This window comes from Nocardia canadensis, from assembly GCF_032656385.1.
Classification (GTDB): Bacteria; Actinomycetota; Actinomycetes; order Mycobacteriales; family Mycobacteriaceae; genus Nocardia; species Nocardia canadensis.
In genome coordinates this window covers 16,377-41,291 of record NZ_JAVCWB010000001.1, presented here as the reverse complement: position 1 = coordinate 41,291, position 24,915 = coordinate 16,377, and the positions used below count along the sequence as shown (strand labels likewise).

The window sequence follows — 24,915 nt, the reverse complement described above, 5'->3', positions numbered from 1 at the left end:
TCGCGATGCCAAACGAATGAGCATCCGGGAGTTCGCGGCTCATCTCGGCGTGCATGAACGACTGGTCTCGAAGTGGGAGGCCGGTGGCGCACGCGTGCGCCCACGGCCGGTGAACCAAGCCGCGCTCGACACGTCGCTGGCCCGGTCCGACGACGTGGTCCGCGCACGTTTCTCTACCCTTTTGGCGCCCACCGGCGCCGACGCCGACCTGCTCGCTTTCGTCGACGCCGGTGCGATCAAAGGCGCTGTGCCCGAGGTGATGTCGGAGAGGGAGTTGATCATGGCGGCTGCGCACGAGGCGAGCGAGCACGCGGCTGCCGCGGAGAGCACGAATGTCGGCGCGACGACGCTGGCCCAGCTCGACGCCGACGTCCGGCGCATCGCCAACGAATACGTGCACGCCGCGCCGGCGCCCATGATGGTCGAGATGCTGCGGGTGCGGCGGCGGGTGTACCGACTACTCGACGGGCAGCAGAAGCCCGGCGACACCAGTCATCTCTACCTGCTCGCCGGCACCCTGTCGGGGCTGATGGCCAACGCCAGCACCGACCTGGGGTACCTCGACGCCGCGGGCGAACAGATCAGGGCCGCTTGGGCATACGCCGAACTCAGCGGCCACAACGGCTTACGCGCGTGGACCCGCGGCATGCACGCGCTGATCGAGAACTGGTCGGATCGGCCGCGCAACGCGGTCCAATTGGCGCGCAGCGGACAGGAATTCGCCGGGCAGGGTCTGGCTCGGGTCCGGCTGCTCAACATCGAGGCCAGGGTGTGGGCGCGGCTGGGCAGCGACACCGAGACCGACCGCTGCCTGCGCGCCGCCGAGGCGGTGGTGAGCGACCGGCGCGACGAGCTGCACGACGAGATCGGCGGCGTGTTCGGCTTCGGCGCGCCGAAGGCCGCGTACTACGCGGGCGCCACCTGCATCCAGCTCGGTCGGGCCGAACAGGCGCTGGCCGCCACCGAACGGGCCATCACCCTGTACTCCAGCGGACCCGCCCTGCAGCGCTCCTACGGCGCCGAATCGCTGGCGCGGGTCGACAACGCCGCGGCCCACCTCATCAACGGCAGTATCGACGGTGCCGCCGACGCCCTGCGCCCGGTGCTGGGGTTGCCCGAGGATCGCCGCATCGCCCAGCTCGGCGAGCGGTTGACCGGGGTGCGGCGGCGGATCGCCGCGCCCGCCTATCGCGACGCCTTCGAGGCCCGCCAGCTCGACGAGCGGATCGAGGAATTCTGCGGCGCCACCGCCGCCGCGGGCCTGCCACCAGGCAGATGAGGGCGGATGGCACCATTGGTCGGGTGAGTCCTCAATCGCCGCATGTGCCGCCGCGCGTTCTCGAGCAGTCGAAGAAACTGCAGGACGTGGTCTACGAGATCCGTGGGCCGGTACACGCACACGCGGCGCGTTTGGAGGCCGAGGGCCACCGCATCCTCAAGCTGAACATCGGCAATCCGGCCCCGTTCGGGTTCGAAGCGCCCGATGTGATCATGCGCGACATGATCGCGGCGCTGCCGTACGCGCAGGGGTATTCCGAGTCCAAGGGCATCCTGTCGGCCCGGCGCGCGATCGTCACCCGCTACGAGCTGGTGCCCGGTTTCCCCGAGCTCGACGTCGACGACGTCTACCTGGGCAACGGCGTCTCCGAGCTGATCACCGTCACCATGCAGGCGCTGCTCGACAACGGCGACGAGGTGCTGATCCCGGCGCCCGACTACCCGCTGTGGACGGCCATGACCAGCCTGGCCGGTGGTACCCCGGTGCACTACCTGTGCGACGAGGCCAACGGCTGGCAGCCCGATATCGCCGATATCGAATCGAAGATCACCGACAAGACCAAGGCCCTGCTGGTGATCAACCCGAACAACCCGACGGGGGCGGTGTACTCGGCGGAGGTGCTGCAGCAGATCGTCGACCTGGCGCGCAAGCATCGCCTGCTGCTGCTGGCCGACGAGATCTACGACAAGATCCTCTACGACGACGCCAAGCACATCTCGCTGGCCTCGCTCGCGCCCGATCTGCTGTGCCTGACGTTCAACGGCCTGTCCAAGGCGTACCGGGTGGCCGGGTATCGGTCCGGCTGGCTGGCCATCACCGGGCCCAAGGAGCACGCGGCCGGCTTCCTCGAGGGCATCGACCTGCTCGCTTCGTCCCGACTGTGCCCGAACGTGCCCGCCCAGCACGCGATCCAGGTGGCGCTCGGCGGCCACCAGAGCATCGAGGACCTGATCCTGCCCGGTGGGCGGCTGCTCGAGCAGCGCGACGTGGCCTGGGAGCGGCTCAACATGATCCCCGGTGTGTCGTGTGTGAAGCCGCGCGGCGCGCTGTACGCGTTCCCGCGTCTGGATCCGAACGTGCACGAGATCCACGACGACGGGAAGCTCGTGCTCGATCTGTTGTTGCAGGAGAAGATCCTGATGGTGCAGGGCACCGGGTTCAATTGGCCCGACACCGATCACCTGCGGATCGTGACCCTGCCGTGGGCGCGGGATCTGGCGGTGGCGATCGAGCGGTTCGGCAATTTCCTCGCCAGTTACCGTCAGTGAGTCCTCACCCCGCGAGGCTGTGACCAGTGAGTTCGCGGGGCCTGGGCAACCTGGTCATCCGTATAGATTGACCAAAACAGACTCCGGGTTCGGAATCTTGCAGTTTTTGAAGAGCTACTAGTGCAAAAGTCCAACTTTTGTGTACAGTAGTCCTCGGCGCTTCGGCGCCCGGCCCGGTTGTCTACCCCCCCTGGACAACCGAGAGCCTCAGGTAAGCGCGCCTACCCCCCTGGGCGCCTGCCTGCGGGCGGCGGAGACATCCCCCTGCTCTCCGCCGCCCCCACAAACAGCCCGCCTCCCCGCGAACTTTGGCCAGACCAAGGCGCGGGGAGGCTTTTGTCTGCGAGTCGTTCTTGAAAACGACATCCTTTAAGCTTTGCCGGTGAGCGATCATCATCATCACCATCACCACGATCATTCGGGGCCCATCGCCATCGGGGCTACCGCGGCGAAGGTCGTGGTGGGGCTGCTCGGGGTGATCGGGGTGATCGTGCTGGTTGCGACCGCGATCTTGTGGCCGAGCGCGCAGCATGTCGAGATTCCGTTGCCGATGCAGACCGTGTCGGGTGGCGCGGTGCACACCGAGGCCGGGACCGTCGTGCTACAGGACATCGGGCCGTGCGGTAGCCCGTCGAACGGGAAGGTGTTCACGGGGCAGCCGATCGAGCCGCGTGCCGCCTCCTACACCTGTCAGCGCAGCGTGATCGACATCCGCTCCGGGCCCGACGAGGGCAAGAAGACGCTGTTCGAAATCGCGCCGGGCCCCGGGCAACCCGACCTGCGGGCCGGCGACGAGATCCGGATCGTGCGCGCGGCCGACCCCAGCGGCACGACCATGTACGCGTTCGAGGACTACTCGCGCGGGCTGCCGCTGCTGGTGATCGTGCTCGCGTTCGTCATCGTCATCTGTGTGGTCGCGCGGTGGCGGGGGTTCCGGGCACTGCTCGGCCTGGTATTCGCGTTCGCCGTCGTCGTCATGTTCCTGCTGCCCGCGCTGCTCGACGGCAAGCCCGCGATCCCGGTCGCGCTGGTCTCGGGCGCGCTGATCCTCTACGTGGTGCTCTACCTCGCGCACGGGGTGAATCTGCGGACCAGTTCCGCGCTGCTCGGCACGCTCGCCTCGATGCTCGTCGCGGCGTTGCTGTCCTGGGTGGCGCTCGAGATCACCAACCTCACCGGCCTGTCCGAAGAACAGAACACCAACGTGGCCACCTATATCCAGCACGTCAGCATCACCGGGCTGCTGCTGGCCGGCTTCATCATCGGCTCGCTCGGTGTGCTCAACGACGTCACCATCACCCAGGCCTCGGCGGCGTTCGAGCTCGCCGCGCTCGACGAAGACGCGTCTCGCGGGGAGATCTTCACCGCGGCCATGCGGGTCGGGCGCGACCACATCGCCAGCACCGTCTACACCCTGGTGCTCGCCTACGCCGGTGGCGCGCTGCCGCTGCTGCTGCTGTTCAGCATCGCCGGGCGGTCCATCACCGACGTGCTCACCGGCGACGCCGTCGCCATCGAGATCGCGCGGTCGGCGGTCGGCGGTATCGCGCTGGCCCTGTCGGTGCCGCTGACCACCCTCATCGCGGTGCTGCTGGCCCGGCCCTTCGGCGCCAAGCCGGTCGCCGCGCCGCCGCAGCGGGCCCGGCACGCCAGGAACTGAGCGCTACTGCCCCGGCGGCGGGAAGCCGGGCAACACCACCGGCGGCAACGTCGGGACGACGATCGGTGGCAGGCCCGGCACCACGGTGATGGTGTTGGGGCCCTGCGACGGCGGCGCCGAGGTGGTCGGTTGCGAGTTCTGCTGGATCACCGGCGGCGCGGCCACCGTCGCGTGCACGGCGTCGGTGGTCGTCGCGGGCGCCGAGGACGGGCCCGCCAGGGTCGGACGCGGCGCGCTCGACTCGGGCACGGCCTGGGAGCCGTCACTGGAATTGCCGCGTTCGAGCACCTCGGGGCCGTACCCGAGCCCGAGGCCGATCGCGGCGACCACCACCAGGGAACTCACCGTCAGCACCGCGGCGTTCAGCTCCCGGCGGTTGTGGCCGTTGCGGCTGGTCAGCGAGCTCAGCGGTCGGCGACGGCGCGCGGGCGCGGTCAGCCATGCCGGGGTCGCGTCGTCGATCTCGGTCATCGGGGCGGGCGGGGGACCGGCAGGCGCCTGCTGGACCTGCGCGGGCCGCGCGAGCAGCGCGGCACCACGGGCCAGCGCGGTCTCCGGCTCGGCGGGCACGATCACCGGCACGCCGATCGTGCGTTCCAGCACCCGGGCGATCAACGGGATCCGGGCGCCACCGCCGATCACCATGATCGCCTGCACCGGATGCTGCGCGCGGATGATGACATCGCGCGTCATCCGCGCCGACGACTCGATCGCCAGCATCATCAGCGCTTCGAAGTTCTCCTGGGTGAGCAGCACCAGGCCCTGCTCACTGGGCAGCGCGACCGCGTTCGTGCTCGACAACTGCTCCTTGGCCGCCCGGCACAGCGCGTCCAGCTCGGCCAAGCCCACCGGGTCGGCCGGATGCGCGATACGGCCCGAGGCGATCTGCTGCTCCCGGATCAGCGAATCCAGGTAGTCGCCGCTGATGTCGCTGATCCGCTCGCACTGGTAGACGTCGCTGGTGCGGGCGTTGACCACGCTCACCGTCAGCCCCGAACTGCCCAGGTCGTAGACCGCCAGCGCGGAGACCTCGCGCATATCGGTGGTCGCGTGCGCGAAATGCACGGCGGCGACCGCTTCGGGAACCAGCTGATAGTTGGTGAGCTGACGCCGCGCCATCGCGGCCCGGATGGCCCTGGCCTGCGGTTCGCTGCGGAAGGTCACCGTGGTGGCCGCGACCTCGGGAGCCGCGGCCAGCGTCGCGGCGATCGCGTCGGCGGCCGATTCCTCGGCCTGGTGCTCCGGCATCGAAATGGTGTGCAGCTCGAACGAATACGGGGGGACGAAGCCGTGGGGACCACCGTGCTGCGGGCGTGCGAGGCGCACTGTGCCGGCCCCCACCGATACTCCCAATACCGCACTCATCAGCTGCCCATCTCGTTCCCTACTGCACGACATGCGGAGCCTGCACACTCGGATCTATGCCCGGCAGCCCCCGCTTGGATCGCCACTCTACGGGGTACCGAGTCCGGCGTACACCCACCCGGCGTCGCGCCAGGTAGCGCGGTCCAGGCAATTGCGACCGTCGATGATCGAACGGGACCGCACCACCGGATCCAGATCGGCGGGGGTCAACGCCGTGAATTCGTTCCACTCGGTCAGGACCAGGACCACGTCGGCGCGATCGCACGCCTCGGCGACCGAAGTGGCGTAGTTCAGCGTCGGGAACACCCGGCGCGAATTCTCCACGGCCTTCGGGTCGTACACGGTGACGACCGCGCCGTGCAGCTGGATCATCCCCGCGACGTTCAGCGCAGGCGAATCGCGCACGTCGTCGGACTCCGGCTTGAACGCGGCGCCGAGGACCGCGACGTTCGCGCCCAGCAGCGAGCCGCCGCAGGCGCGCGCGGCCATGTCGACCACCTTGGTGCGGCGGCGCATGTTGATGTTGTCGACCTCGCGCAGGAACGCCACGGCGTGATCGGCGCCCAGCTCGCCGGAGCGGGCCATGAACGCGCGGATGTCCTTGGGCAGGCAGCCGCCGCCGAAACCCAATCCGGCGTTGAGGAATCGACGACCGATGCGGGCGTCGTAGCCCAGCGCGTCGGCCAGCATCGTCACGTCGGCGCCGGTCGCCTCGCAGACCTCCGAGACCGCGTTGATGAACGAGATCTTGGTGGCCAGGAAGGCGTTCGCCGAGACCTTCACCAGTTCGGCGGTGGCCAGATCGGTGAGCAGGAAGGGGATCTCGGCGGCGATCAGGTCGGCGTAGATCTCGCGGATCTGCTGCTCGACCCACGCCGACCGCTCGCGGGCGTTGTCGATGCCCAGGACCAGGCGGTCCGGGCGCAGGGTGTCCTGCACGGCGAAGCCCTCGCGCAGGAACTCCGGATTCCAGGCCACCTCGACGTCGACGTTCGCCGCCGCGCGTGCCCGTTCCCCCAGGGCCGCGGCGGTTCCCACCGGCACGGTGGACTTGCCGACGATCATCGCCGGGCGCTCCAGCATCGGGGCCAGTGTGTCGACCACGGCGTGGACGTATTTCAGGTCGGCGCCGTACTCGCCCTTCTTCTGTGGCGTGCCGACGCCCAGGAAGTGCACGTCGGCGTGGGCCGCGGCGTCCTCGTAGTCGGTGGTGAACCGCAGGCGGCCCGCGGCGAGGTTGCGTTGCAGCACCTCGTCCAGACCCGGTTCGTAGAACGGCACCACACCGTCGGCCAGCTTGGCCACCTTGCCGGGATCCACATCCACCCCGACCACATCGTGCCCCAGCTCGGCCATACACGCGGCATGCGTGGCCCCCAGGTACCCCGTTCCGAAGACTGTGCATCGCATAGTTCTGTTGGTAAGCGGCGCGCGTGGCTACGCCGCGTCAGTGAGGCAAGAGGGGGCGCAACATCTGGTGTACAGGGGGAGACATCGATCGGCCGTCCAGTCGCGCGGGGCCGCTACCTGCGGTGATGGTGTCCTGTGGGGTGCAAGGTTCGGATCGTGGGTGTGCAGGGTGTTCGCGGGTGTGGACGTGTCATCGGGTCGGGTGGGTGGCGCGTCACTAGCATCGAGCCGGTGCGCCGGCTGTGGTTCCTTCTCGGTGCGCTGCTGCTCGCGGTGCTGGTCGCGGTGGTCGCGCTGTGGCCGGTGTATGTGCGGCCGCGCGTCGACGCGCCGATGACCGCCGACGCGATCCTGGTCCTCGGCGGCGCGCACGACGGTCGCGAACAGCTCGGCTTGCGGCTGGCCGCCGAGGGGTACGCACCCCGCGTCCTGATCTCCAACCCCTACGAGCACAGTCCGATGGTCAACCGGATCTGCCACGGCGGCTACCGCTTCGAGGTCATCTGCTTCGACCCCAGCCCCCGCACCACCCTCGGCGAAGGCCGCGCACTGGCCCGCCTCGGCACCGACTGGACCCGCGTCATCGTCGTCACCTTCACGCCCCACATTTCCCGAGCCCGCTACATCCTCGGCAAGTGCTGGCCCGGCGAGCTGCTCTTCGTCGACCCGAAACCCCACCTCTCCCCGGCCCGTTGGGCCTGGGACTACACCTACCAATCCGCGGGCTACGCGAAAGCCTGGTTCGCCGACTGCTGACGCGAATTCGGTTGCCGGCTACTTGCCGGTATCGCCTTTTCGGTTGCGGCAGCGGGGATACGCTCGCGCAGCACTCCTGTCGGGGGGAGCGCGATGGGGCGGTCAGGAGATCGCTCTGACGTCTGCGAGCAGGGGATATCTGAGGATGAATCATGTGACGATGGCCGGCCGAGTGGTCGGTGTAGCCACGGTAGTGCTGGTCGGAGCGACGGGCTGTGCGGTCGAGAGCGCATCGGGAGCGCACACCCCGTCGGCGACCGTGCCGACGACAACGGTCGCGGCAGTCGGCCCCTTGGCGGTCGCGCCCGTGCCGACAACGTCTTCGGCGCCACCGGTAGTAGTCCCACCGGTGACCACCGCGCCCGCTGCCGCTCCAGCACCTGCGGCGCTGATGCCCGCGGTGGTGTGCATGAATCTGCAAGCAGCGCAGGACACGATCCAGGCCGCGGGTGTGTTCTTCTCTCGCTCCGAGGACGCCAGTGGTCGTGGCCGAGCTCAGGTGATGGACCGCAATTGGGTTGTCGTCGCGCAAGAACCGGCGCCCGGGACGCCGGTCGGGGAGGCGGAAGCAGTGCTGTCCGTGGTGAAGAACGACGAGCCCAGCCAGTGCTGAGAGCTCGCTGCGCTGCCATGGACCGCGTTCGGCGGCGAAGGGCGTGAACGCGAGTGAGGCGCGGATTCCGGGGAATCCGCGCCTCACTCGTGGTCTTTCAGTTGTCAGTTCTTGCGGCCGGGGGCCTTCGCGCCGGACTTGAAGCCGAGGCCGCCGGGCTTGGCGGTCGGCGGGGCCACCGGCGGGGTGCCGTTGCCGTTGCCGTTGGTGGGCTCGGCCGGGGTGGCCGGTTCCGCCGTGGCTTCGGGCTCGGCGGGGGCTGCCGGTTCGGCCGGGGCCGTCGGCTCAGCCGGGGCCGCGGAGGCCGGGGCTGCGGCGCCGGGGGCCTTCGGGCCGGGGCGCTTGAAGCCGGACTTCATGGCCAGGCCCTTGGCAGCGACCGTCGGCTTGGTCTCGGTGGGAGCCGAGGCCGGGGTCGCGGCGGGAGCTTCGGCGGCCGGGGCCGCTTCCGCTGCGGGGGCGGCTTCCGCTGCCGGGGCCGGAGCCGGGGCGGCGGGGGCCTTGGCGCCGGGAGCCTTCGCGCCCGGAGCCTTGGCACCGCCCTTGAGGCCGAGGCCCTTGACCGGCGGGGCGGCCGGTGCGGGCGCGGCTTCGGCGGGTGCGGTGGCTTCGGCGGGAGCGGCCGGAGCCTTCGCGCCGGGGGCCTTCGCGCCGCCCTTCATGCCGAGTCCGCCGCCGGGTGCCTTGGCACCACCCTTCATGCCCAGACCCTTGACCGGGGCCGCGGGAGCCGCGGTCTCGGCGGCAGGCGCCGCTTCGGCTGCCTTCGCGCCCGGAGCCTTCGCGCCGCCCTTCATGCCGAGTCCGCCACCGGGTGCCTTGGCGCCACCCTTCATGCCCAGACCCTTGGCCGGAGCGGCCTCGGCGGGAGCGGCTTCGGCAGCGGGAGCCTTGGCGCCCGGTGCCTTGGCGGCGCCCTTCATGCCCAGACCGCCGCCGGGGGCCTTCGCGGCGCCCTTCATGCCCAGACCACCGCCGGTCGGCGCGGCCTTCGGGGCGGCCTGCTCGGCCACCTCGGCGACCGGCGCGGGTTCCGGTTCGGGCTCAGGCTCCGGCTCGGCCTTCGGCTCCTGGACGACGAGCAGGTTCGCCGACAGCTCGGCGGCGTCGACCCGGGTGATCGAGTCGAGCATCAGCTGCGCGACGTCGACGACCTCGACGCCCTCGCCCTGACCCTGCTCCTGACGCGCGGTGACACCGTCGGTGAGCATGACGCGGCAGAACGGGCAGCCGGTCGCGATCTTGGTCGGGTTGGTGGACAGTGCCTCGTCCACGCGGTCGACGTTGATGCGCTTGCCGAGCTGCTCTTCCATCCACATGCGAGCACCACCGGCACCACAGCACATGGACCGCTCGCCGTGCCGCGGCATCTCGACCAGGGTCGAGCCCGAGGCCTCCATGAGCTCACGCGGCGCGTTGTAGATCTTGTTGTGCCGACCCAGGTAGCAGGGGTCGTGGTAGGTGATGTTCTGCGACACCGAGGCCACCGGCACCAGCTTCTTCTGCCGCACCAGGCGGTTCAGCAGCTGGGTGTGGTGCACGACCTCGTAGGTGCCGCCGACCTGCGGGTACTCGTTGTTGAGCGCGTTGAAGCAGTGCGCACAGGTGACGACGATCTTCTTCTTCGACTGCTCGACACCCTCGAACACCGAGTTGATGACCTCGATGTTCTGCATGGCCAGCTGCTGGAAGAGGAACTCGTTGCCCGCGCGACGAGCCGAGTCACCGGTGCAGGTCTCCTCGGCGCCGAGCACCATGAACTTGGTGCCCGCGGTGGCGAGCAGCTCGGCGACGGCCTTGGTGGTCTTCTTGGCGCGGTCCTCGTAGGCGCCGGCGCAGCCGACCCAGAACAGGTACTCGTAGCCGTCGAAGCTGTCGGCGTCCTGGCCGAAGACCGGGATGTCGAAGTCGACTTCCTTGATCCAGTTGAGGCGGTCCTTGGAGTTCTGGCCCCACGGGTTGCCCTTGTTCTCCAGGTTCTTGAACAGACCGGCCAGCTCGGACGGGAACTCCGACTCGATCAGCACCTGGTAGCGGCGCATGTCGATGATGTGGTCGACGTGCTCGATGTCCACCGGGCACTGCTCGACGCAGGCACCACAGGTGGTGCAGCTCCACAGCACCTCGGGATCGATGACGCCGTGCACGTCCTCGCCGCCGATCAGCGGGCGCTCGGACTCGGCGCGGGCGGCCTCGGAGATCTTGGCCAGCTTCGCCTCGTCGGGCTTGCCGTCGGCGTCGACCAGACCGATCTCGTCGCCGCCGGGATCCTTGCGGCCACCGGCCAGCAGGTACGGGGCTGCGGCGTAACCGTGGTCGCGCAGCGACATGATCAGCAGCTTGGGCGAGAGCGGCTTACCGGTGTTCCAGGCCGGGCACTGCGACTGGCAGCGACCGCACTCGGTGCAGGTGGTGAAGTCCAGCCAGCCCTTCCAGGAGAAGTCCTCCATGCGGCCGACGCCGAGGTTGTCGACATCGGGGTCGACGTTCTCCATGTCGAGGACCTTGCCGTTGGACATCATCGGCTTGGCCGCGCCCAGGGCGACGCTGCCGTCGGCCTCACGCTTGAAGTAGATGTTGAAGAACGCGCTGAAGCGGTGCCAGGCCACACCCCAGGTGATGTTGCGGCCGACCACGAACAGCCAGACCATGCCGGACATCAGCTTGATGAACGCGAAGATCGAGATCAGTGTGACGTTGGCCGGGATGATCTTGGCGATCTGGCCGGTGATCGGGTCGGTCCAGGTGGAGTGTCCGGTCAGCGACAGCACGCCGGCCTTCACCAGCACCATGCCGATGCCCTCGGTGAGCACGACCCACTCGACGAAGTACGCCGGACCGAACTTCGAGCCGCTGAAGCGGGAGAGCCGCGCGGGCAACCGCGGGTGGTTCAGCTGGCGGATGATCATCAGCGTCGCGATGCCGACGACGGTGCCGACGCCGAGGATCTCGTCGCCGAGATGGAACCACCAGGTCTCGCCGATGAACGGCCACGACCAGGTGGGATCGAAGGTCTGCCCATAGGCCATGAACCAGAACTGCGCACCGGCCAGGAAGCCGATCATGACGAGCCAGTGGGCCCAGCCGACGGTGCGGAACTTGTTCATCCGGGTGTGCGCGATGAACTCGACGAGCATGGTCTTGAACCGCGGGAAGAACGGTCGCCACCGGTCCGGAGCGGACTGCCCGATCGTCACGGCCTTGCCGATGTTCCATGCGCCGCCGAGGAACGACGCCCAACAGAACAGGCTGAGCACTGCTCCAATCGTGCCCAACGTGATTGTCAGGGCATTCATGTCGCGACCTTTCTTTAGAGGCAACACGAGGGTCTTGGGTGAGGCGAACTCACCCGGTTGGCTCGTATCGTAACCGGCGCTAAGTTACCGGCCAGTAACTACCGGTGTCCACCGTAGGATCGGCATTTGTGCTCTGACCTTGTTTACTGCGGCTTGACCTGGGTTTTGCTTGTGAGCAATATCACATAAATGTTTGCCGGAAGGTTCCCAGGGCTGCTGGTGAACACCGTAAACCGTGCGTGATCTGCGACGGAGCTAAGGACAGGCTTACTCCGGTCGGTGAGATTCGTTCTGGCCTCATGGGTTTCAGTCCATTAGGCTCCAGCTGTTCTGTCTGCTGTGCCGGTCTTCACACTGCTCGGGGAGAAGTAAGGGACACCTCACGGTGTGTCTCTGCTTGACGAGTCTCGCGTGTCGCGGATCGCACGCCGCACCACACCTGATGGATTGGAACCCGAATGAACTTCCGTAGGACCACTGCGGCAGCCGCCTTGGTTATCGGTGCTATGACCGTGTCCATGGGCACCTCGCATGCTGAAGAGGCCCCGCAGGACATCAAGTACTCGGTGAAGCTGGTCGACAAGACCGTCGTCGCCACCCTCCAGAACGGCACCTTCTCGATCGTCGAGCAGGCGGGCGAGACCCCGGAGGCTCCCAAGACCAAGGTCGCCGAGATCAAGGACAGTCGGGGGGCTGTCGTGATCTCGCTGCCGATCGATTACGCGATCAACGGCGTCGACATCCCGATGAAGACCGAGGTCGCCAAGGACAGCAAGGTCCTGTCGCTGACCCCGGAGAAGCCCGCCGGTGTCGAGATCGGTCAGGAGACCGTCGTCCCGCAGCCGGTTCTCAAGGGCACCGAGATCGCCTCGGTCCAGGAGAACCAGAAGGCGATCAACGACTTCTCCAGCAAGTTCAGCATCGGCACCGCGATCGGTACCTTCGTCGGCACCGCCATCGGCGCCATCGTCGGTTGTGGCCTCGGCCTGATCGCCGTGCTCGCCGGGTGCGTCGTCGGCCTGCCGCTGGGCGCCACCATCGGCGGCATCCTCGGCATGATCGCCATCGGCGGCCCGACCATGGCGGTCGCCGGTTTCGAGCTGCTGCAGGTGCTGCAGGCGGCCCCGAACACCTCGGTGTGGGCCGACAAGCCCACCCAGGCGGCTTCGGCTCCGGCGCCGGGTAACTGATCCCGCACCGCTCGAACAGCGTTACCGCGAAGGCCCCGCTCCGATTCGGAGCGGGGCCTTCCGCGTTTTCTCAATCCGGCACCAGTACCCCGGACACCGATTCCGCACCGCCGGCGACGCCGTGGCGGCCGAAGGTGCGCTCGGCCATGGTGTAGCGACCGTCCTCCCGGATCAGCAGCACCGTGCTCGCCCGGGTGCCGTGCAGATCATGGGCGATGAAGCGGGCAGAGACGGCGCGCTCCAGCGCCAATGGGACGCCGGTGTCCGGGAGGCGATCATCGGGCGCCTCGGTGCGGTCGGCGAGCAGGGCGAAGTAGTCGTCGACGGAATCCGGTGCGGTGGCGACGATGTCGCGCAGACCGCGCAGGCCGCTGCCGACCTTCGGCCACAGTGGTGGTGCGCCGACGCCGACGACCGTCGGGTCGGCCTGGGGACGACTGTGGACAGATCCGGGCACCGTCGCCACATGAGCGGCATTGGACAGCCCGTGCAGACCCGGCGCCAGCTCGGTGGGACCGACACCGCTGCGATTCGACTGCCACCACAGGCTGCGGAGATCGCTGGTCAGCAGGTTGTAGCCGACATAGGTATCGGGCGCGGCGTCCGCGACCCCGGACAGATACTCGGGTGGACTGTGCGCGCCGCGCAGGTAGTCCATCAGCAGGGCGCCGCGCGAGCGGGGGTGGGCGGGCGTGTCGCGCGGATCGCGGACATTGGTGACCGTGGCGAAGCGAGCCTCGTCGGTGCGCAGGCCGAGCCAGGTGCCCACCGCGATCGCGCCCAGGTCGCGACCGGCCAGCAGCGACGGCTCCTCCGGCCAGTAGCGCAGCGACTCGGTGGCACGGGTGTAGAACTCGTCCCGGTTGGCGGCCACGATCAGCCGATACTCGGGGTGCGCTCGCCAAGCGAGCAGAACCAGACACATGACCCCAGCATGCCCTGGACACCGAAAAGGCCGGTAGCGCACTGCTACCGGCCTTTTCTGGCTGCTCTGTGCCTGCGGTGGGACCGCGATCAGTTGGTGCGGACCGCCAGACCCGGGTTGTCCGACAGGACGACGCTCAGCGGCTGCGCGAACAGCTGCGGGACGTCACCGGTGATCGCGCCGATGATGTTCGGGATCTCGCAGATCGGGTAGTCGGCGACCGACGACGCGCTGGAGATGCCCAGGGCCAGGCGACCGGTCACGATCGCGCCACCCGAGTCACCGGGCAGGGCGCAGATGTTGGCCGAGAAACTCTGGGTGAGCTGACGATCGCCGACCTGCACGGTCTGGTCGACGCCGTTGATGATGCCGCAGCTGAAGCCGGTGCGCGCACCCGACTTGCAGACCGGCGCGCCGACCACCGGGGTGGCCACGCCGTCGACCGCGATCGGGGCGTTGCCCGGCACGCGGACCAGGTTGTTCTCGAAGCGGGCGCGAGCGTTGTCGTTGACCCGGATGATCGAGTAGTCCTGCTCGCCGAGCACCGACTTCTGGAAGGTGCCCAGCTGGGCGCCCGCGCGGTCACCGTTGAGCTCGTAGACGGCGGCGGCGTTGCCGGTACCGGCCGAGCCGATGTCGGGGTTGCAGTGGCCCGCCGAGATGTTGATGACGTTGCCCGCGCGGTCGGTGCCGTTGAAGCCCAGCGAGCAGCGCAGCGAGCTGCGGCCGACCACCGAGGCGTAGGCGTCGCCGCCGGCCAGCGCGCCGTTGCCGTCGCCGGCCACCGGGGTGGCCGAGAGGTCGACACGCTCGCCGGCCACCGGCGGCGCGGTGACGACGACGCGGGACGGGTCGATGAAGCTCGGCAGCGGCAGACCGGCCTGCTCCACGCGCACCGCGATCGCGTTGTTCACGGTGTCGATGACGACGCCACGAACCAGGTTGGCGACCTCCGGCGGCGCGGCGGCCAGCCAGTTCTCGAACGCGGTCTTCTCGCCACGCAGCGCGGACTCGCTCTTGGCGACGTTGCGGACCTCGAAACCGGCCGACTGGGCGGCCTCACGGGCCTGATCGGCGCCGGGACCGGACGCGAGCGCGACGACGGCGTTACCGGCGTCGTTGAGCCAGGCGCCGGCGAAGGCCTGCGGGAACTGGCGCTGCGCGGTGGTGGAGAACGCGGCGACCTGCTGCGCGACATCGGCGCGGCGCAGGTACTCGTCGGGGGAGATCTTCAGATCGCGCGTGACTGCCTCGATCAGCTGAGCGGGCAGGTCGGCGGCCGGCGCGGGCTGCGCGTCGGCGACTGCCATCGTGGGGCCGAACAGCAGAATCGCCGCCGAAGCGGCGATCACGGACTTCCGAGCTCTTCTCGAGCTTCGCGCGGACGGGGTGCGACCCATACGTGGCAGGAGCATGATCGAACTATATGGGCTGGAGCGGGTTATGCCTACTCGGACCGGGCAAGAGATTTCGCTCACCCGGTCCGGTCCGGCGATTCGTTGTGAGGTCAGCCCGCGTTCGGCTTGGTGCGCACGGCGATCCCGCTACCGAGTCCCCCGCCCGAGGTGGCTTCGATATCGGTCAGGATCGGCCGGATCGGCACGCCGAGCGAGGCGGTGCCGCCGTACGGGGCCAGCTGGGTGTTGGCCTCGGTGCAGTTGGGCGCCTCGGCGGCGTTGGAGCCGCTGGTGATGCCCAGTGCCAGGGTGCCGGTGACGATCGCGCCGCCGCTGTCGCCGCCCAGGGTGCAGGCGCTGCTGGCGAAGCCGCGGATGGTCTTGCTGACGCCCTCGGCGGTGAACAGCTGGGTCTCCACATGGTCCGCCGAGACGAAACCACAGGTGAAGGTCGAGGACTGGCCGGTCTTGCAGACCGGGGCGCCGGTGACCGGTTCGGCGGTGCCGGTGATGGTCAGCGACGTCCCGTTCGCGCCGCGCACCCGCGGCTGGTCCATGCCCGCGTTGATCGCGCGCTCGTTCAGCTTGATCACCGAGTAGTCCAGCGCGGCGGGTCCGCCGAGCACGGCCTTGGCGAACGCGCCGACCTCGGGACTGTTCGGGATGTCGCGCACGTTCGGCACGTAGACCGGCGCGGTGCCGCCGTTGTCGACGTTCGGGTTGCAGTGGCCCGCCGAGATGTTGAGCGCGTTGCCCGCGGCGTCGGTGCTGTTGAAACCGAACGAGCACACGTCGACGCCGCGCAGCGTCGTGTCGTGCAGGTCCTTGGTCGCGGTGATGTAGGTGTCGCCGCCCATCGGCTTGTACTCGACCGGACCGCCGCCGCCGGGGGAGAGCACCACCTTGATGGTGGCGATCAGGGTCGGCAGGTTCAGCAGGTGGCCGGGGCCGGTGTTGGCGATGTTGAGTACCAGCTGGCTGTTGAGCGCGTCGATGGCGATGGAGCTGATCGGTGCGGAGATCTCGCGCGGCAGGCTCGCGATCCACTGGGCCAGTTGCACCAGCGCGCCCTCCAGGCCGCCGGCCGAGATCGGGGCGAGGTGGGTCTGGTAGCCGTCGGCCGCGGCGATCTTGCCCGCCTCGGCGTTGGTGACGGCGATGACGGCCTTGCCTTCCGGCGTCATCCAGGCACCGGCGAAGGTGTCGGGGTTCTCGGCGCGGAAATCGCTGGCGTAGTCACGCAGCTGCTGGGCGCGGGCGGCACGGTCGAGGTATTCGGTCGGGGTCATCCCGAGGTCGCGCGAGAGGGCGGTCACCAGCTCGGCGGGTAAGGCGTCGGCCGAAAGCTGAAGGGGCGCTGATGGTTCCGCGGTCGCGATGCCGGGGCCGAACAGAGGTGCCAGGAGAACAGTCGCGGCGAAACCGGCGGAGGCTGCCTTGACTGCGGCGCGACGCGCCACCAACTTGCGCATGAAATCCCTTCGTCGGCACGAGTGATCGAGAACACCGCCGGCGGCTGTGATGTCGATCAGCGCATCACTCTAGGGCACGGGCGCGCGAAGGGCGCGGTTACCGTACCCCCGCACCGGATCAGTTGTAGCCGGGAATCCGCATGGGCGAGGGCAGATACCCCGGCGGGTACGTCTGGAACGGCAGCAGCGGGCGCGTCGTGCTGCGGCCGGGCGGGGTCGAGGTGGGCGACGGCGTCGGCTCCGGTGTGGTCGTCGGCGGCGCTTCGGTGCTGGTCGAGGGCTCCGGCTCGGGTTCGGGCGTCGTGGTGACGACCGGTGCCCGCGTGGTCGACTCGACGACCGGCGGCGGTGGCGGTGGCAGCTGGGGCGTCGGCGTCACCGTCAGCGATTCCGGGCTCGCGTCGGAGATCGGCGGCGGCGCGGTCGTCTCGCTACCGCGCAGCACCACCGACACCGCGACGCCGCCGAGCAGCAAGCCGATCAGCGCGGCGACCGCGATCAGCAGGGGCGTGCGGCTGCGCCGGGGTTCCTGCGGCTCCACCACCACGACCGGCATGGCCGAGGTCGGGGTGGCCAGCGCCTTCGTCGGCTGCGCCGTCACCGGCATCGCCGCCGAGTAGGCCTGCGCGGTCGCCGCCGGCCGGGCCAGCGCGGGCATCACGTCGGTGACGACGAGGGAGTTCTCGGTGACGATCGGATCGGGCGGCGTCGCGCCCGCCGGGGTCGCCAGCACCGCGACCAGCGCGGCCTCGGCGGCGGCGGTGGCGAACGAGCGGCCGGGATCGACGCCCTCGGCGGGCGGGGGCAGTTCGTCCTCGCCCAGCAGCGCCACCGACTTCAGGCCCAGATAGTCCAGCGCCTCACGCACGCCGCGCACCACCTCGGGGGTCCACTGCGCCGGATGTGTCGCGTAGAACTCGGCGGGGCCGCTGAGGTGCTCGGTGGTGAGATCGATGAGGCAGAACATCGCCGTCGCCAGCAGGTCCTCGGCGCGGTAGGCCTCGCCACCGTCGACATCGATACCCGCCGGATCGCCGATCGCGCGGACGAAACCGGAGATCGAGTGCGCGTGCCCGGTGGGCGCCGGTCCGCCGAGCGCGGCGTCGCCCTCGTCGGACATGTGCAGCAGCGCGTCGCGTTCGACGATTCGCACCGTGCCGTCCTCGGTGACCACCGCGGCGATGCACTCGTCATCGGCGATGCGCAGGCCGACCCCAGTGGCCATCCGGTTTACCTCGCTTCGGGCGTCGACGTCGTCCGCGTCGAGTTACACCAGCAGTGAACCGTGTCCCATGGCGCGGAGCATTGACAATAATTCCGATCGTGAGCGCGCGCCTATCCGGCGTCGGATTCGCGCGACGTGATGCTCCACGGTTTTGGCGGAAATGTACAGCCGTGCGCCGATCTCCCGATAGGTCAGACCGAGCAGCACCAGTTCGGCAACCTCGCGTTCGCGATCGCTGAGCGCGGCCGTGGCAGGGGGCCGCGGGGCGGGCCCGTCCGCACCGTGGGGCAGGGGCTGCACCGCGGGTAGGGGCTGTTCCACCGGCTGGGCCCTGGCGCGAACCGAGCGGGCCAATTTGAGCAGTGTGGTCGCGGTGGCGGAGTCTCCGACGGCCAGCGCGGCCTCACTGGCCAGGCGGGCGGCGTCCCAGGTGAGGCCGAACTCGGCCAGTGCCGACACCGCGGCCTGCACCTCGGCGGCGGCGACCTGGCCGCGCAGCACGAGTACCCACGTGCGGCCCGCGTCGGCCAGCGCGGCGGCCTGCTGGTCGCCTGCCGCCGCGGCGGTCTTGAGCGCGTGGGCGTGGGGGAGCAGATCGCTCGGTGATTCGTCGGCGAGCGCGGCTTGGACGCCGTACCAGTGGAACAGGTTGGTCCAAGCCGGCGCGCGGCCCAATTTGCGTAGGAGTCCGCGTGCCGCGTCGATCAGCGGTTCGATCCGGCGCACATCGCGCAACCGGATGCCGGCCAGCCAGAGCTCGCCGATCGGCAGCAGACTCAGCAGGTCGGCTTCCAGCTCGTCGAACAGCGGACTGGCGGACTGCCATGCGCGCGAAAGCGCCGCGTGGTCGCCCCCGCGCCGGGCCAGCCCAACGGCGAGCGCGTGGGCGAGCAGCTGATCGCGCGGTTCGAGCGTGGCGATGTCGATCTCGGCGAGGGTGTTCGCGGCGTGTTGCTCGTCGCCGCCGAGCAACGCGGCCCAGGCGGTGAGGACGGGGAGCTGACGGCCCGCCCCCCGGCCCGCCGCCCGGCGCAGCGCGTCGCCCGCCCGGCGCGGCTCGCCGGTTCCCAGGCACAACAGCGTGGCGATCGAGACGGCCGAGCAGGGGAGATATCGATCGTCGGTACCGGTGTTGCCTGCCTGGATGAGCGCGGAAATCGCCGTGGCCGTGCCGGTTCCGTGGGGGTCGAGGGAATCGTGCAGCGCGCCCGCGATGAGCCGCGCGCCCGCATCGGCCTCGGTCGGCGGCCACAGCTGCGCCGCGGCGGCCATGCGGGTCGCGGCCGCTGTCTCCCCGGCGAGTGTGAGCACTATCGAGGCGGGCGCCCAATCGGCGCCAACGCGATCGGGCCCGAGCCAGTTGTACAACCCGGCCGCGCGGCTCACCAGGCCGCGCCGGGTGAGCACCGCCGCGCAGACGCGCACGGCGGTCACCAGTTCGGTGGCGGAGATGCCGTCCTGGGTGAGCAGCGGCTGGGCCAGCCGCAGAGCGGTGTCGGCGTCGCCTGCCCGCGCGGCGGCCTCGGCCCAGCGCAACGCGATCGACTCGACGGGTGCGCCCGCGGCGGACGCGGCCGCGTAGTAGCGCGCAGGGTGTCCCGATTTCTCCGCGGCGCGACAAAGGAATTCGGCTAGCCGGGGGTCGACCACGCCCGACTCGGCCAGGATCAGCGCCGTGCAGTCGCGCAGCAGTCCAGCGTCGATCCGCGCGGCGAGCAGGCGGCGCTGAACTTCGACGTAGCGTCGATCTCCGAGCAGGATGCGCAGCGGTCCCACCGCGGGGGTGAGCAAGAGGTCGGCGTCGGTGACCAAGGCGCCTGCCCGCGCGCGGTCGATCAGATCGTGGGCGGTGGCGGTGTCTACGCCGAGGACCTCGGTGAGTTCGGTGGCGTCCAGCCCGGTTCCGGTCGCGGCGATCACGAGCGCGTCGAGCAGGTCGGGTTCCGCCGCGTCGAGCATCGATCGCGTCCACGCGGTGATCGCCTCGTCGACGGCCGTCACGCAGGTCTCCAGCGGCGCCGTGCGGGCGGCGGCCAGGGCCGCGACGACTCCACCGGGAATACCTGCCGTGAGCTGATGGATGCGCAGAGCGAGTGGCTGGGACACCGCCACGCCGAGTTCCCTGGCGAACGACGCGGTGTCGCCGCTGCCGAGCGCCCGCAGCTCCACCGTGCGGCCGTGTCGCGACACGATGTCGGACAGGACACGTAGTCGGCGATCGTGTGGGCGCGGTTGGGCGGCGAGCACCACCGAGCGGCGGCCGGATTCGATGGCCGCGCAGAGATTTCGCAGGTCGTTGGAGCTGTATCGATGCACGTTGTCGGCGATCAGGACAGCTCGGTCGGCCGGGTCGTTGAGTACCGAATCCGTCATCGGGATCCCACGCTCGCGCAGATGTGAGCGAACAACGTTGAGCAGCACTGTTTTTCCAGTTCCGGCTCGGCCACGGATCAGCAGCAGCACCGGCTGGTCGTCAGCGGTATCGAGTTCGCGGAGGACGGTTCGTGCGCCGGGGAATGAATCCAAGGCGATGTCAGCCACCATTTCCTCCGAGGATCTGGCCTGGCAGCTGCGTGCCCGTTTCGAGGGTTTCGTCTACCGCGCCACCCACACCGTCGAGCAGGTCGCCCGGGTTCACCTGGATGGGCGGGAGCTGAGGCCGTGTGGGCGCGGGAGCGGGTGCCGGAGCAGGCGCGGGGGCGGGTGCGGGTGCCGGGGCGGGCGCGGGAGCCGGGGCCGGCGCGGGTGCCGGGGCGGGCGCGGGCTGCTGCGTGGCGGGCGTGGCCTGCCCGGGTGCGGGGGCCGGTGCGGGGCTGTCGCCCGCCTGCGTGCCGACCGGAGCCGGGCTGCCGGCCGTTGCGGGCGCGCCGCTCGGCGTCCCCGCCTCGGTAGCGCCCACCGGGCTCGCACCCGTCGGCGATGCGGTGCCCGGCGCGCCGGGGCGGGTCGAGTCGGCGACGGTCGAGTCGGTTCCGGCGGGTGTTCCGGACGCTCCACCGGTGCTGGTGGAGGCGGCGCCGGGCACCGGTGGCGCGCTCGTCGTCGCGGCGGGCCCCGTCGGCGCGGAGGGCGTGACACCGCCGAGGGCGAGGGTGCCGGTGGCCAAGGCCGCCATCGTGACCGCGGCCGCGGCGATGATCGCTGCCCGCTTGGCGGTGAACATCCGGGTGGGGGCGGATTCGGTCGTCGGGAGCGCGATGCCCTCGGCCACCGGAGCCGCCGCCACCGGAGCGGCCGCCATCGGCGCCGCGACGACAGCGGCCGGGATGGCCTCGGTAGGCACGGAGACCGCGGCCACGTCCAGGGCGATCTCGGCCGCGCCGTGCGCGGTGCAGGACGCCGGATCGGCGCAGGCGGCGACCGGCAGTCCGAACTCGGTGGAGATCAGCTCGGCGACCAGGGGGATCGCGCCACCACCGCCGGTGAGCAGCACCCGGCCGATATCGCCCATGGCGAGTCCGGCGCGGCGCACCGCGTCGTGCAGCAGGCTCATCGAGTCGAGCAGGATCGGGCGCAGCAGATCTTCGAGTTCGCCGCGGGTCAGCCGGACCTGTTCGGTGTGTCCGGCGGCGAGCATGCCCACCGGGATCACCGTCGCGGTAATTCTGGAGAGGTCTTCTTTCGCATTTCTGCAGCGGGCTCGCAATGCCGACAATTCCGCTTCGACAACGGGGTCGAATGGATCGATATCCCGATCGCCCAGCGCGTTTGCCAGAACATAGCGCATCGTCAGGAGATCGAATTCCATCCCGGCGACAGCCGTACTGTGCAGGGGTGCGCCGAGCATCCCGGCCTGGTCGCCGGTGCGTAACACGGTGACCGTGAGGCCGCTCGCGCCCAAGTCGTACACGGCCAGCGCGCCGTCGTCGAGCAGGCCGTTCTCCATCTCGTATCGGCGCACCGCGGCCATCGGCTCGGGCACCAGCGTCACCTCGGGCAGGCCCGCGCGTGTGAGGGCCGCCCGCGTCGTCTCGACCGACCGCTCCGGCCACCACGCCGGATAGCAGGACACGATCGTCGCCTCGGTGCCCGGGCCGGCCAGCTCGGTGACCAATGCCTGCGTCGCGGCGGCGACCAGATCGGCCGCATTGTGGCTGGATCCGTCCTCCGCCAGCAGATCCACCGGGTCACCGACCCGGGAGAGGTAGTCGTCGACCACTACGCCGCGCGCGTGCTGGGCGGCGTCGGCGAAGCCGGTCGAGCCGTCGGCGCCCAGCAGCAGGGCACTGTGGTGCGCGCGAACGGTGGTTCCGGATCCGTCGGCCGTGGTGGCCGCGGCGACCGAATTCGCGGCCCCGACGGTAATGCCGAGCGCCAGCCGCTCTGTCATTGGACAACCCCGTTCGCAGGACTTCCGGCGGACCGGAAATGTTGAGTACAACGAGATCGCCGGGGTGGTCGGCGTCCCACTCGAACTGTCGGTTGCTAGGGGGCAGCTGTTACCTGTGCTGGGGCAAGTACGGGGAAATTCCCCTAATCGGTGGTGTCCCCCTAACGGGCACCGTCGACCGTGAACTAGGCATTCGCCCCGTTACCTGTAACGACGTGCCGACCTAGCGTGAAAGACATTCCAACGACAACGGATCGGGCAGTACCGCCCATGATCTGGAGGAGCTGATCTCGATGACACCCAACGCGATTCTGGAATTCATCCTCAACCTGCTGCGTGACCGTGAGGCCGCCGCGGCCTACTGCGCCAACCCGTGCCAGGCACTGACCGTGGCCGGGCTCGACGTGACGCCCGAGGATATTTCCGCCGTCGCCCCGATGGTGGCGGAATCCGCGCTGGTCAGCGGCGGCTCCCAGTTGCAGGCGATCGTGGCGGCGGGTGCCGCGGCGGGCACGAGTGCCGCCCTCGCCTCGACGGCCACCGCGGCCGCCGCCGTGACGGCGGCGACCGGCGCCGACGCCCAGCTCGGCATCGGCCTCGACGTCGGCCTGGGCGCGGCGGCCTCGGCCGTCGCCGGAGCCGCGGCCCAGGTCGGCGCGGGTCTCGAAGCTGCCCTGTCGGCTGTCACCGGCGCGAACGTGGACATCGATACCGGCCTGGCCACCGACCTCTCCACCGTCTTCGGCGCTGACATCGGCCTGGACACCGCCCTCAACGGCGCGGTCGGCGCGGGCGCGGACCTCGCTGCCGGCCTCGGCGGCGCGCTGAACGGTGCGATCGGCGTCGGCCTCGATGGCGCGGTCGGCGCGGGCGCTGATCTCGCCGCTGGCCTGGGCGGCACGATCGGCGCCGGTCTCAACGGCGCAGTTGGTGCGGGCGCGGACCTCGCCGCCGGCCTCGACGGTGCGCTGAATGGTGCGGTCGGCGCGGGTACTGACCTCGCTGCCGGCCTCGGCGGTGCGCTGAATGGTGCGGTCGGCGCCGGTACCGACCTCGCTGCCGGTTTGGGTGGTGCGTTGAACGGTGCGATCGGCGCTGGCGCGGGTCTCGACGGTGCGCTGAACGGCGCGGTAGGTGCGGGTGCGGACCTCGCTGCCGGCCTGGACGGCACGGTAGGTGCCGGCCTGGAGGGCGCGCTCGGTGCGGGGGCGAGTCTCGATGGTGTGGTCGGTGCGGGCACTGGCGTGGTTGCCGGTGCGGGCGGCGCCCTGAATGGCGTGGTAGACGCGGGTCTCGACGGTGCCGTTGACGCGGGCGCCGACCTTGCCACCGGCCTGAACGGCGCGGTGGGCGCGGGTCTCGAGGGCGCTCTGGGTGCGACTGCCGGTCTCGATGGTGCCCTCGGTGCGGGGGCGGATCTCGCCACCGGCCTGAACGGCGCGGTGGGCGCCGGTCTCGATGGCGCGCTCGATTCGACCGCTGGTCTCGACGGTGTGGTCGGTGCGGGGGCGGATCTCGCCACCGGCCTGAACGGCGCGGTGGGCGCCGGTCTCGATGGCGCGCTGACCGGTGCGGCCGGTGCCGGTGGCGCTCTCGGCATCGGGCTGGACACGGCCCTGAGCGGGGCCGTCGGTGCCGGTGGTGACCTCACCGCCGGGTTCGACGGGCTGGTGGACGGCGCCACGGGTATCGGCACGGATGCGGGCGCTCAGCTCGGCGGCGGGCTGAACGCCGGCGTGAGCGGCGCGACCACGGCGGTCGGAGGACTGGGCGCGGCGGCCTCGGCCGGGGCGCAGGCGGCGGCTGGTCTCGGCGCGGCCGCGACCACCACCGCGATCACCGGTCTCGACGGCGCCGTCGGCGCAGGCGCGGAATTCGGCACCGGCCTGGAGACCGGGTTCGGTGGTGCCGCGTCGGCCGGTACCGGACTGCTCGGTGACCTGTCCGGCGGCGCGGGCGGCGGCTTCGGGATCGACGGACTGATCACCGGCGCCGGCGAGGTCTCGACCGGGCTGGACACGGGCCTGTCCGCGACGACCGGTGCCGGTCTGCAAGGCGGCCTCGACACCGCCGCGACCCTCGGCGCCGATCTGACCGCCGGTGCCCAGACCGGATTCGGCGCGGCCGTGGATTCCGGCCTCGGCCTGGCCGGTACCGCTGGTGCGGAGCTGTCGGGTTCGGTGGCGAGCGGTGCGCAGTCGGGTCTGTCGGGTCTGGCGGAAACCGGTGTCGGCCTTGCGGGTTCGGCCACGGGTGGCGCTCAGGCCGGTCTCGGCGGTGTGGTCGACGCGGGCACCGGTCTGTCAGGTTCGGTGGCCGCCGGCGCGCAGGCGGGCCTGGACGGTGCCGCCGATGCGGGCGCGGGCCTCGGTGGCTTCGCCGATACGGGCCTGTCCGGCGCGGCGAGCAGCAGCTCGCAGTTCACGGGCGGCCTCGGCGGCACGGTGAGCGGCGCGACCCAGGGCAGCACCGCCGTGACCGGCGATCTCACCGGAACCTCGACGACCCACACCGACACGTCGGGCGCGCTCGGTGGCACCGCGCAGGGGGCGGTGACCACCGCCGCGGACACCTGGTCCTCGGTCGACGTGTCCAGTGCGTTCGGGTCCGGCCTGCATGGTTCGTCTCTCGGCGGCGGGGACGCGTCGCTGTTCGGTGAGTCGAGTACTGTCGCCGAAACCGGTGTGGACACCCACACCGACGGACTGTTCCACTGAGCGAAACGGGCG

General features: G+C 70.3%; 16 protein-coding genes. 7 read left to right on the top strand and 9 right to left on the bottom strand.

The window, feature by feature from the left end; all coding sequences use genetic code 11:
• The first annotated feature begins 16 nt into the window (after window positions 1-16).
• From Q7X29_RS00165 to Q7X29_RS00155, 3 genes are all read left to right on the top strand, one after another.
• Window positions 17-1,279 (top strand): helix-turn-helix domain-containing protein, encoded by a 1,263-nt coding sequence (locus Q7X29_RS00165; RefSeq protein WP_218716735.1) that lies wholly within the window; start codon window positions 17-19, stop codon window positions 1,277-1,279.
• A complete protein-coding gene (locus tag Q7X29_RS00160; RefSeq protein WP_255587067.1) occupies window positions 1,276-2,547 on the top strand; it encodes a pyridoxal phosphate-dependent aminotransferase in 1,272 nt (423 codons plus the stop codon). Before Q7X29_RS00165 ends, Q7X29_RS00160 begins: the two co-directional genes overlap by 4 nt.
• 382 nt (window positions 2,548-2,929) lie before the next feature.
• Complete coding sequence (locus tag Q7X29_RS00155) at window positions 2,930-4,207, top strand: YibE/F family protein (RefSeq protein WP_218716736.1); 1,278 nt, start codon at window positions 2,930-2,932, stop codon at window positions 4,205-4,207.
• Window positions 4,208-4,210: 3 nt separating this feature from the next.
• Here Q7X29_RS00155 and Q7X29_RS00150 read toward each other — a convergent pair whose 3' ends face one another.
• Both Q7X29_RS00150 and Q7X29_RS00145 read right to left on the bottom strand, forming a co-directional pair.
• Window positions 4,211-5,455 (bottom strand): Hsp70 family protein, encoded by a 1,245-nt coding sequence (locus Q7X29_RS00150; RefSeq protein ID WP_255587069.1) that lies wholly within the window; start codon window positions 5,453-5,455, stop codon window positions 4,211-4,213.
• Window positions 5,456-5,659: 204 nt separating this feature from the next.
• The gene (locus Q7X29_RS00145; protein ID WP_218716738.1) at window positions 5,660-6,982 is read right to left on the bottom strand and encodes a UDP-glucose dehydrogenase family protein; all 1,323 of its coding nucleotides are present in this window, start codon (window positions 6,980-6,982) and stop codon (window positions 5,660-5,662) included.
• Window positions 6,983-7,213: 231 nt separating this feature from the next.
• Here Q7X29_RS00145 and Q7X29_RS00140 point away from each other — a divergent pair, with 231 nt between their 5' ends.
• Together Q7X29_RS00140 and Q7X29_RS00135 are read left to right on the top strand one after the other, a co-directional pair.
• The gene (locus Q7X29_RS00140; protein WP_316572974.1) at window positions 7,214-7,738 is read left to right on the top strand and encodes a YdcF family protein; all 525 of its coding nucleotides are present in this window, start codon (window positions 7,214-7,216) and stop codon (window positions 7,736-7,738) included.
• 349 nt (window positions 7,739-8,087) lie between these two features.
• Window positions 8,088-8,351 carry a calcium-binding protein gene (locus Q7X29_RS00135; protein ID WP_316572973.1) on the top strand — a complete coding sequence of 88 codons (264 nt, stop codon included), beginning with the start codon at window positions 8,088-8,090 and terminating at the stop codon, window positions 8,349-8,351.
• A gap of 104 nt (window positions 8,352-8,455) precedes the next feature.
• On the opposite strand, the gene Q7X29_RS00130 is transcribed toward Q7X29_RS00135, so the two are convergent.
• Window positions 8,456-11,647, bottom strand: coding sequence for a (Fe-S)-binding protein (locus Q7X29_RS00130; protein WP_316572972.1), 3,192 nt, complete (start codon window positions 11,645-11,647; stop codon window positions 8,456-8,458).
• 518 nt (window positions 11,648-12,165) lie between these two features.
• On the opposite strand from Q7X29_RS00130, the gene Q7X29_RS00125 reads away from it, so the two are divergent.
• Window positions 12,166-12,837: a hypothetical protein gene (locus tag Q7X29_RS00125; protein WP_255587072.1), complete on the top strand. Its 672-nt coding sequence runs from the start codon at window positions 12,166-12,168 to the stop codon at window positions 12,835-12,837.
• Between the two features lie 70 nt (window positions 12,838-12,907).
• On the opposite strand, the gene Q7X29_RS00120 is transcribed toward Q7X29_RS00125, so the two are convergent.
• The 6 genes from Q7X29_RS00120 to Q7X29_RS00095 all read right to left on the bottom strand — a co-directional run bounded on the left by Q7X29_RS00120 (window position 12,908) and on the right by Q7X29_RS00095 (window position 22,186).
• Window positions 12,908-13,762, bottom strand: coding sequence for an NRDE family protein (locus tag Q7X29_RS00120; RefSeq protein ID WP_316572971.1), 855 nt, complete (start codon window positions 13,760-13,762; stop codon window positions 12,908-12,910).
• Between the two features lie 89 nt (window positions 13,763-13,851).
• Window positions 13,852-15,114: a S1 family peptidase gene (locus Q7X29_RS00115; RefSeq protein WP_374104828.1), complete on the bottom strand. Its 1,263-nt coding sequence runs from the start codon at window positions 15,112-15,114 to the stop codon at window positions 13,852-13,854.
• Window positions 15,115-15,269: 155 nt separating this feature from the next.
• Window positions 15,270-16,631: a S1 family peptidase gene (locus tag Q7X29_RS00110; RefSeq protein WP_218716743.1), complete on the bottom strand. Its 1,362-nt coding sequence runs from the start codon at window positions 16,629-16,631 to the stop codon at window positions 15,270-15,272.
• A 118-nt stretch (window positions 16,632-16,749) separates the two neighbouring features.
• Window positions 16,750-17,856, bottom strand: coding sequence for a hypothetical protein (locus Q7X29_RS00105; protein WP_316572970.1), 1,107 nt, complete (start codon window positions 17,854-17,856; stop codon window positions 16,750-16,752).
• Window positions 17,857-17,898: 42 nt separating this feature from the next.
• Complete coding sequence (locus Q7X29_RS00100) at window positions 17,899-20,400, bottom strand: LuxR C-terminal-related transcriptional regulator (RefSeq protein ID WP_449411930.1); 2,502 nt, start codon at window positions 20,398-20,400, stop codon at window positions 17,899-17,901.
• Complete coding sequence (locus Q7X29_RS00095) at window positions 20,390-22,186, bottom strand: Hsp70 family protein (protein WP_316572968.1); 1,797 nt, start codon at window positions 22,184-22,186, stop codon at window positions 20,390-20,392. Before Q7X29_RS00095 ends, Q7X29_RS00100 begins: the two co-directional genes overlap by 11 nt.
• Before the next feature lie 293 nt (window positions 22,187-22,479).
• Between Q7X29_RS00095 and Q7X29_RS00090 the strand changes: the two genes are divergently transcribed.
• A complete protein-coding gene (locus Q7X29_RS00090) occupies window positions 22,480-24,903 on the top strand; it encodes an IniB N-terminal domain-containing protein (RefSeq protein ID WP_316572967.1) in 2,424 nt (807 codons plus the stop codon).
• The last annotated feature ends 12 nt before the right edge of the window (window positions 24,904-24,915 follow it).

Coding starts and splice junctions, on each gene's coding strand:
- Q7X29_RS00165 (WP_218716735.1), top strand. CDS start 17: ATGAGCATCCGGGAGTTCGCGGCTCATCTCGGCGTGCATGAACGACTG.
- Q7X29_RS00160 (WP_255587067.1), top strand. CDS start 1,276: ATGAGGGCGGATGGCACCATTGGTCGGGTGAGTCCTCAATCGCCGCAT.
- Q7X29_RS00150 (WP_255587069.1), bottom strand. CDS start 5,455: ATGCCGGAGCACCAGGCCGAGGAATCGGCCGCCGACGCGATCGCCGCG.
- Q7X29_RS00145 (WP_218716738.1), bottom strand. CDS start 6,982: ATGCGATGCACAGTCTTCGGAACGGGGTACCTGGGGGCCACGCATGCC.
- Q7X29_RS00130 (WP_316572972.1), bottom strand. CDS start 11,647: ATGAATGCCCTGACAATCACGTTGGGCACGATTGGAGCAGTGCTCAGC.
- Q7X29_RS00125 (WP_255587072.1), top strand. CDS start 12,166: ATGGGCACCTCGCATGCTGAAGAGGCCCCGCAGGACATCAAGTACTCG.
- Q7X29_RS00120 (WP_316572971.1), bottom strand. CDS start 13,762: ATGTGTCTGGTTCTGCTCGCTTGGCGAGCGCACCCCGAGTATCGGCTG.
- Q7X29_RS00110 (WP_218716743.1), bottom strand. CDS start 16,631: ATGCGCAAGTTGGTGGCGCGTCGCGCCGCAGTCAAGGCAGCCTCCGCC.
- Q7X29_RS00105 (WP_316572970.1), bottom strand. CDS start 17,856: ATGGCCACTGGGGTCGGCCTGCGCATCGCCGATGACGAGTGCATCGCC.
- Q7X29_RS00100 (WP_449411930.1), bottom strand. CDS start 20,400: ATGGTGGCTGACATCGCCTTGGATTCATTCCCCGGCGCACGAACCGTC.
- Q7X29_RS00095 (WP_316572968.1), bottom strand. CDS start 22,186: ATGACAGAGCGGCTGGCGCTCGGCATTACCGTCGGGGCCGCGAATTCG.
- Q7X29_RS00090 (WP_316572967.1), top strand. CDS start 22,480: ATGACACCCAACGCGATTCTGGAATTCATCCTCAACCTGCTGCGTGAC.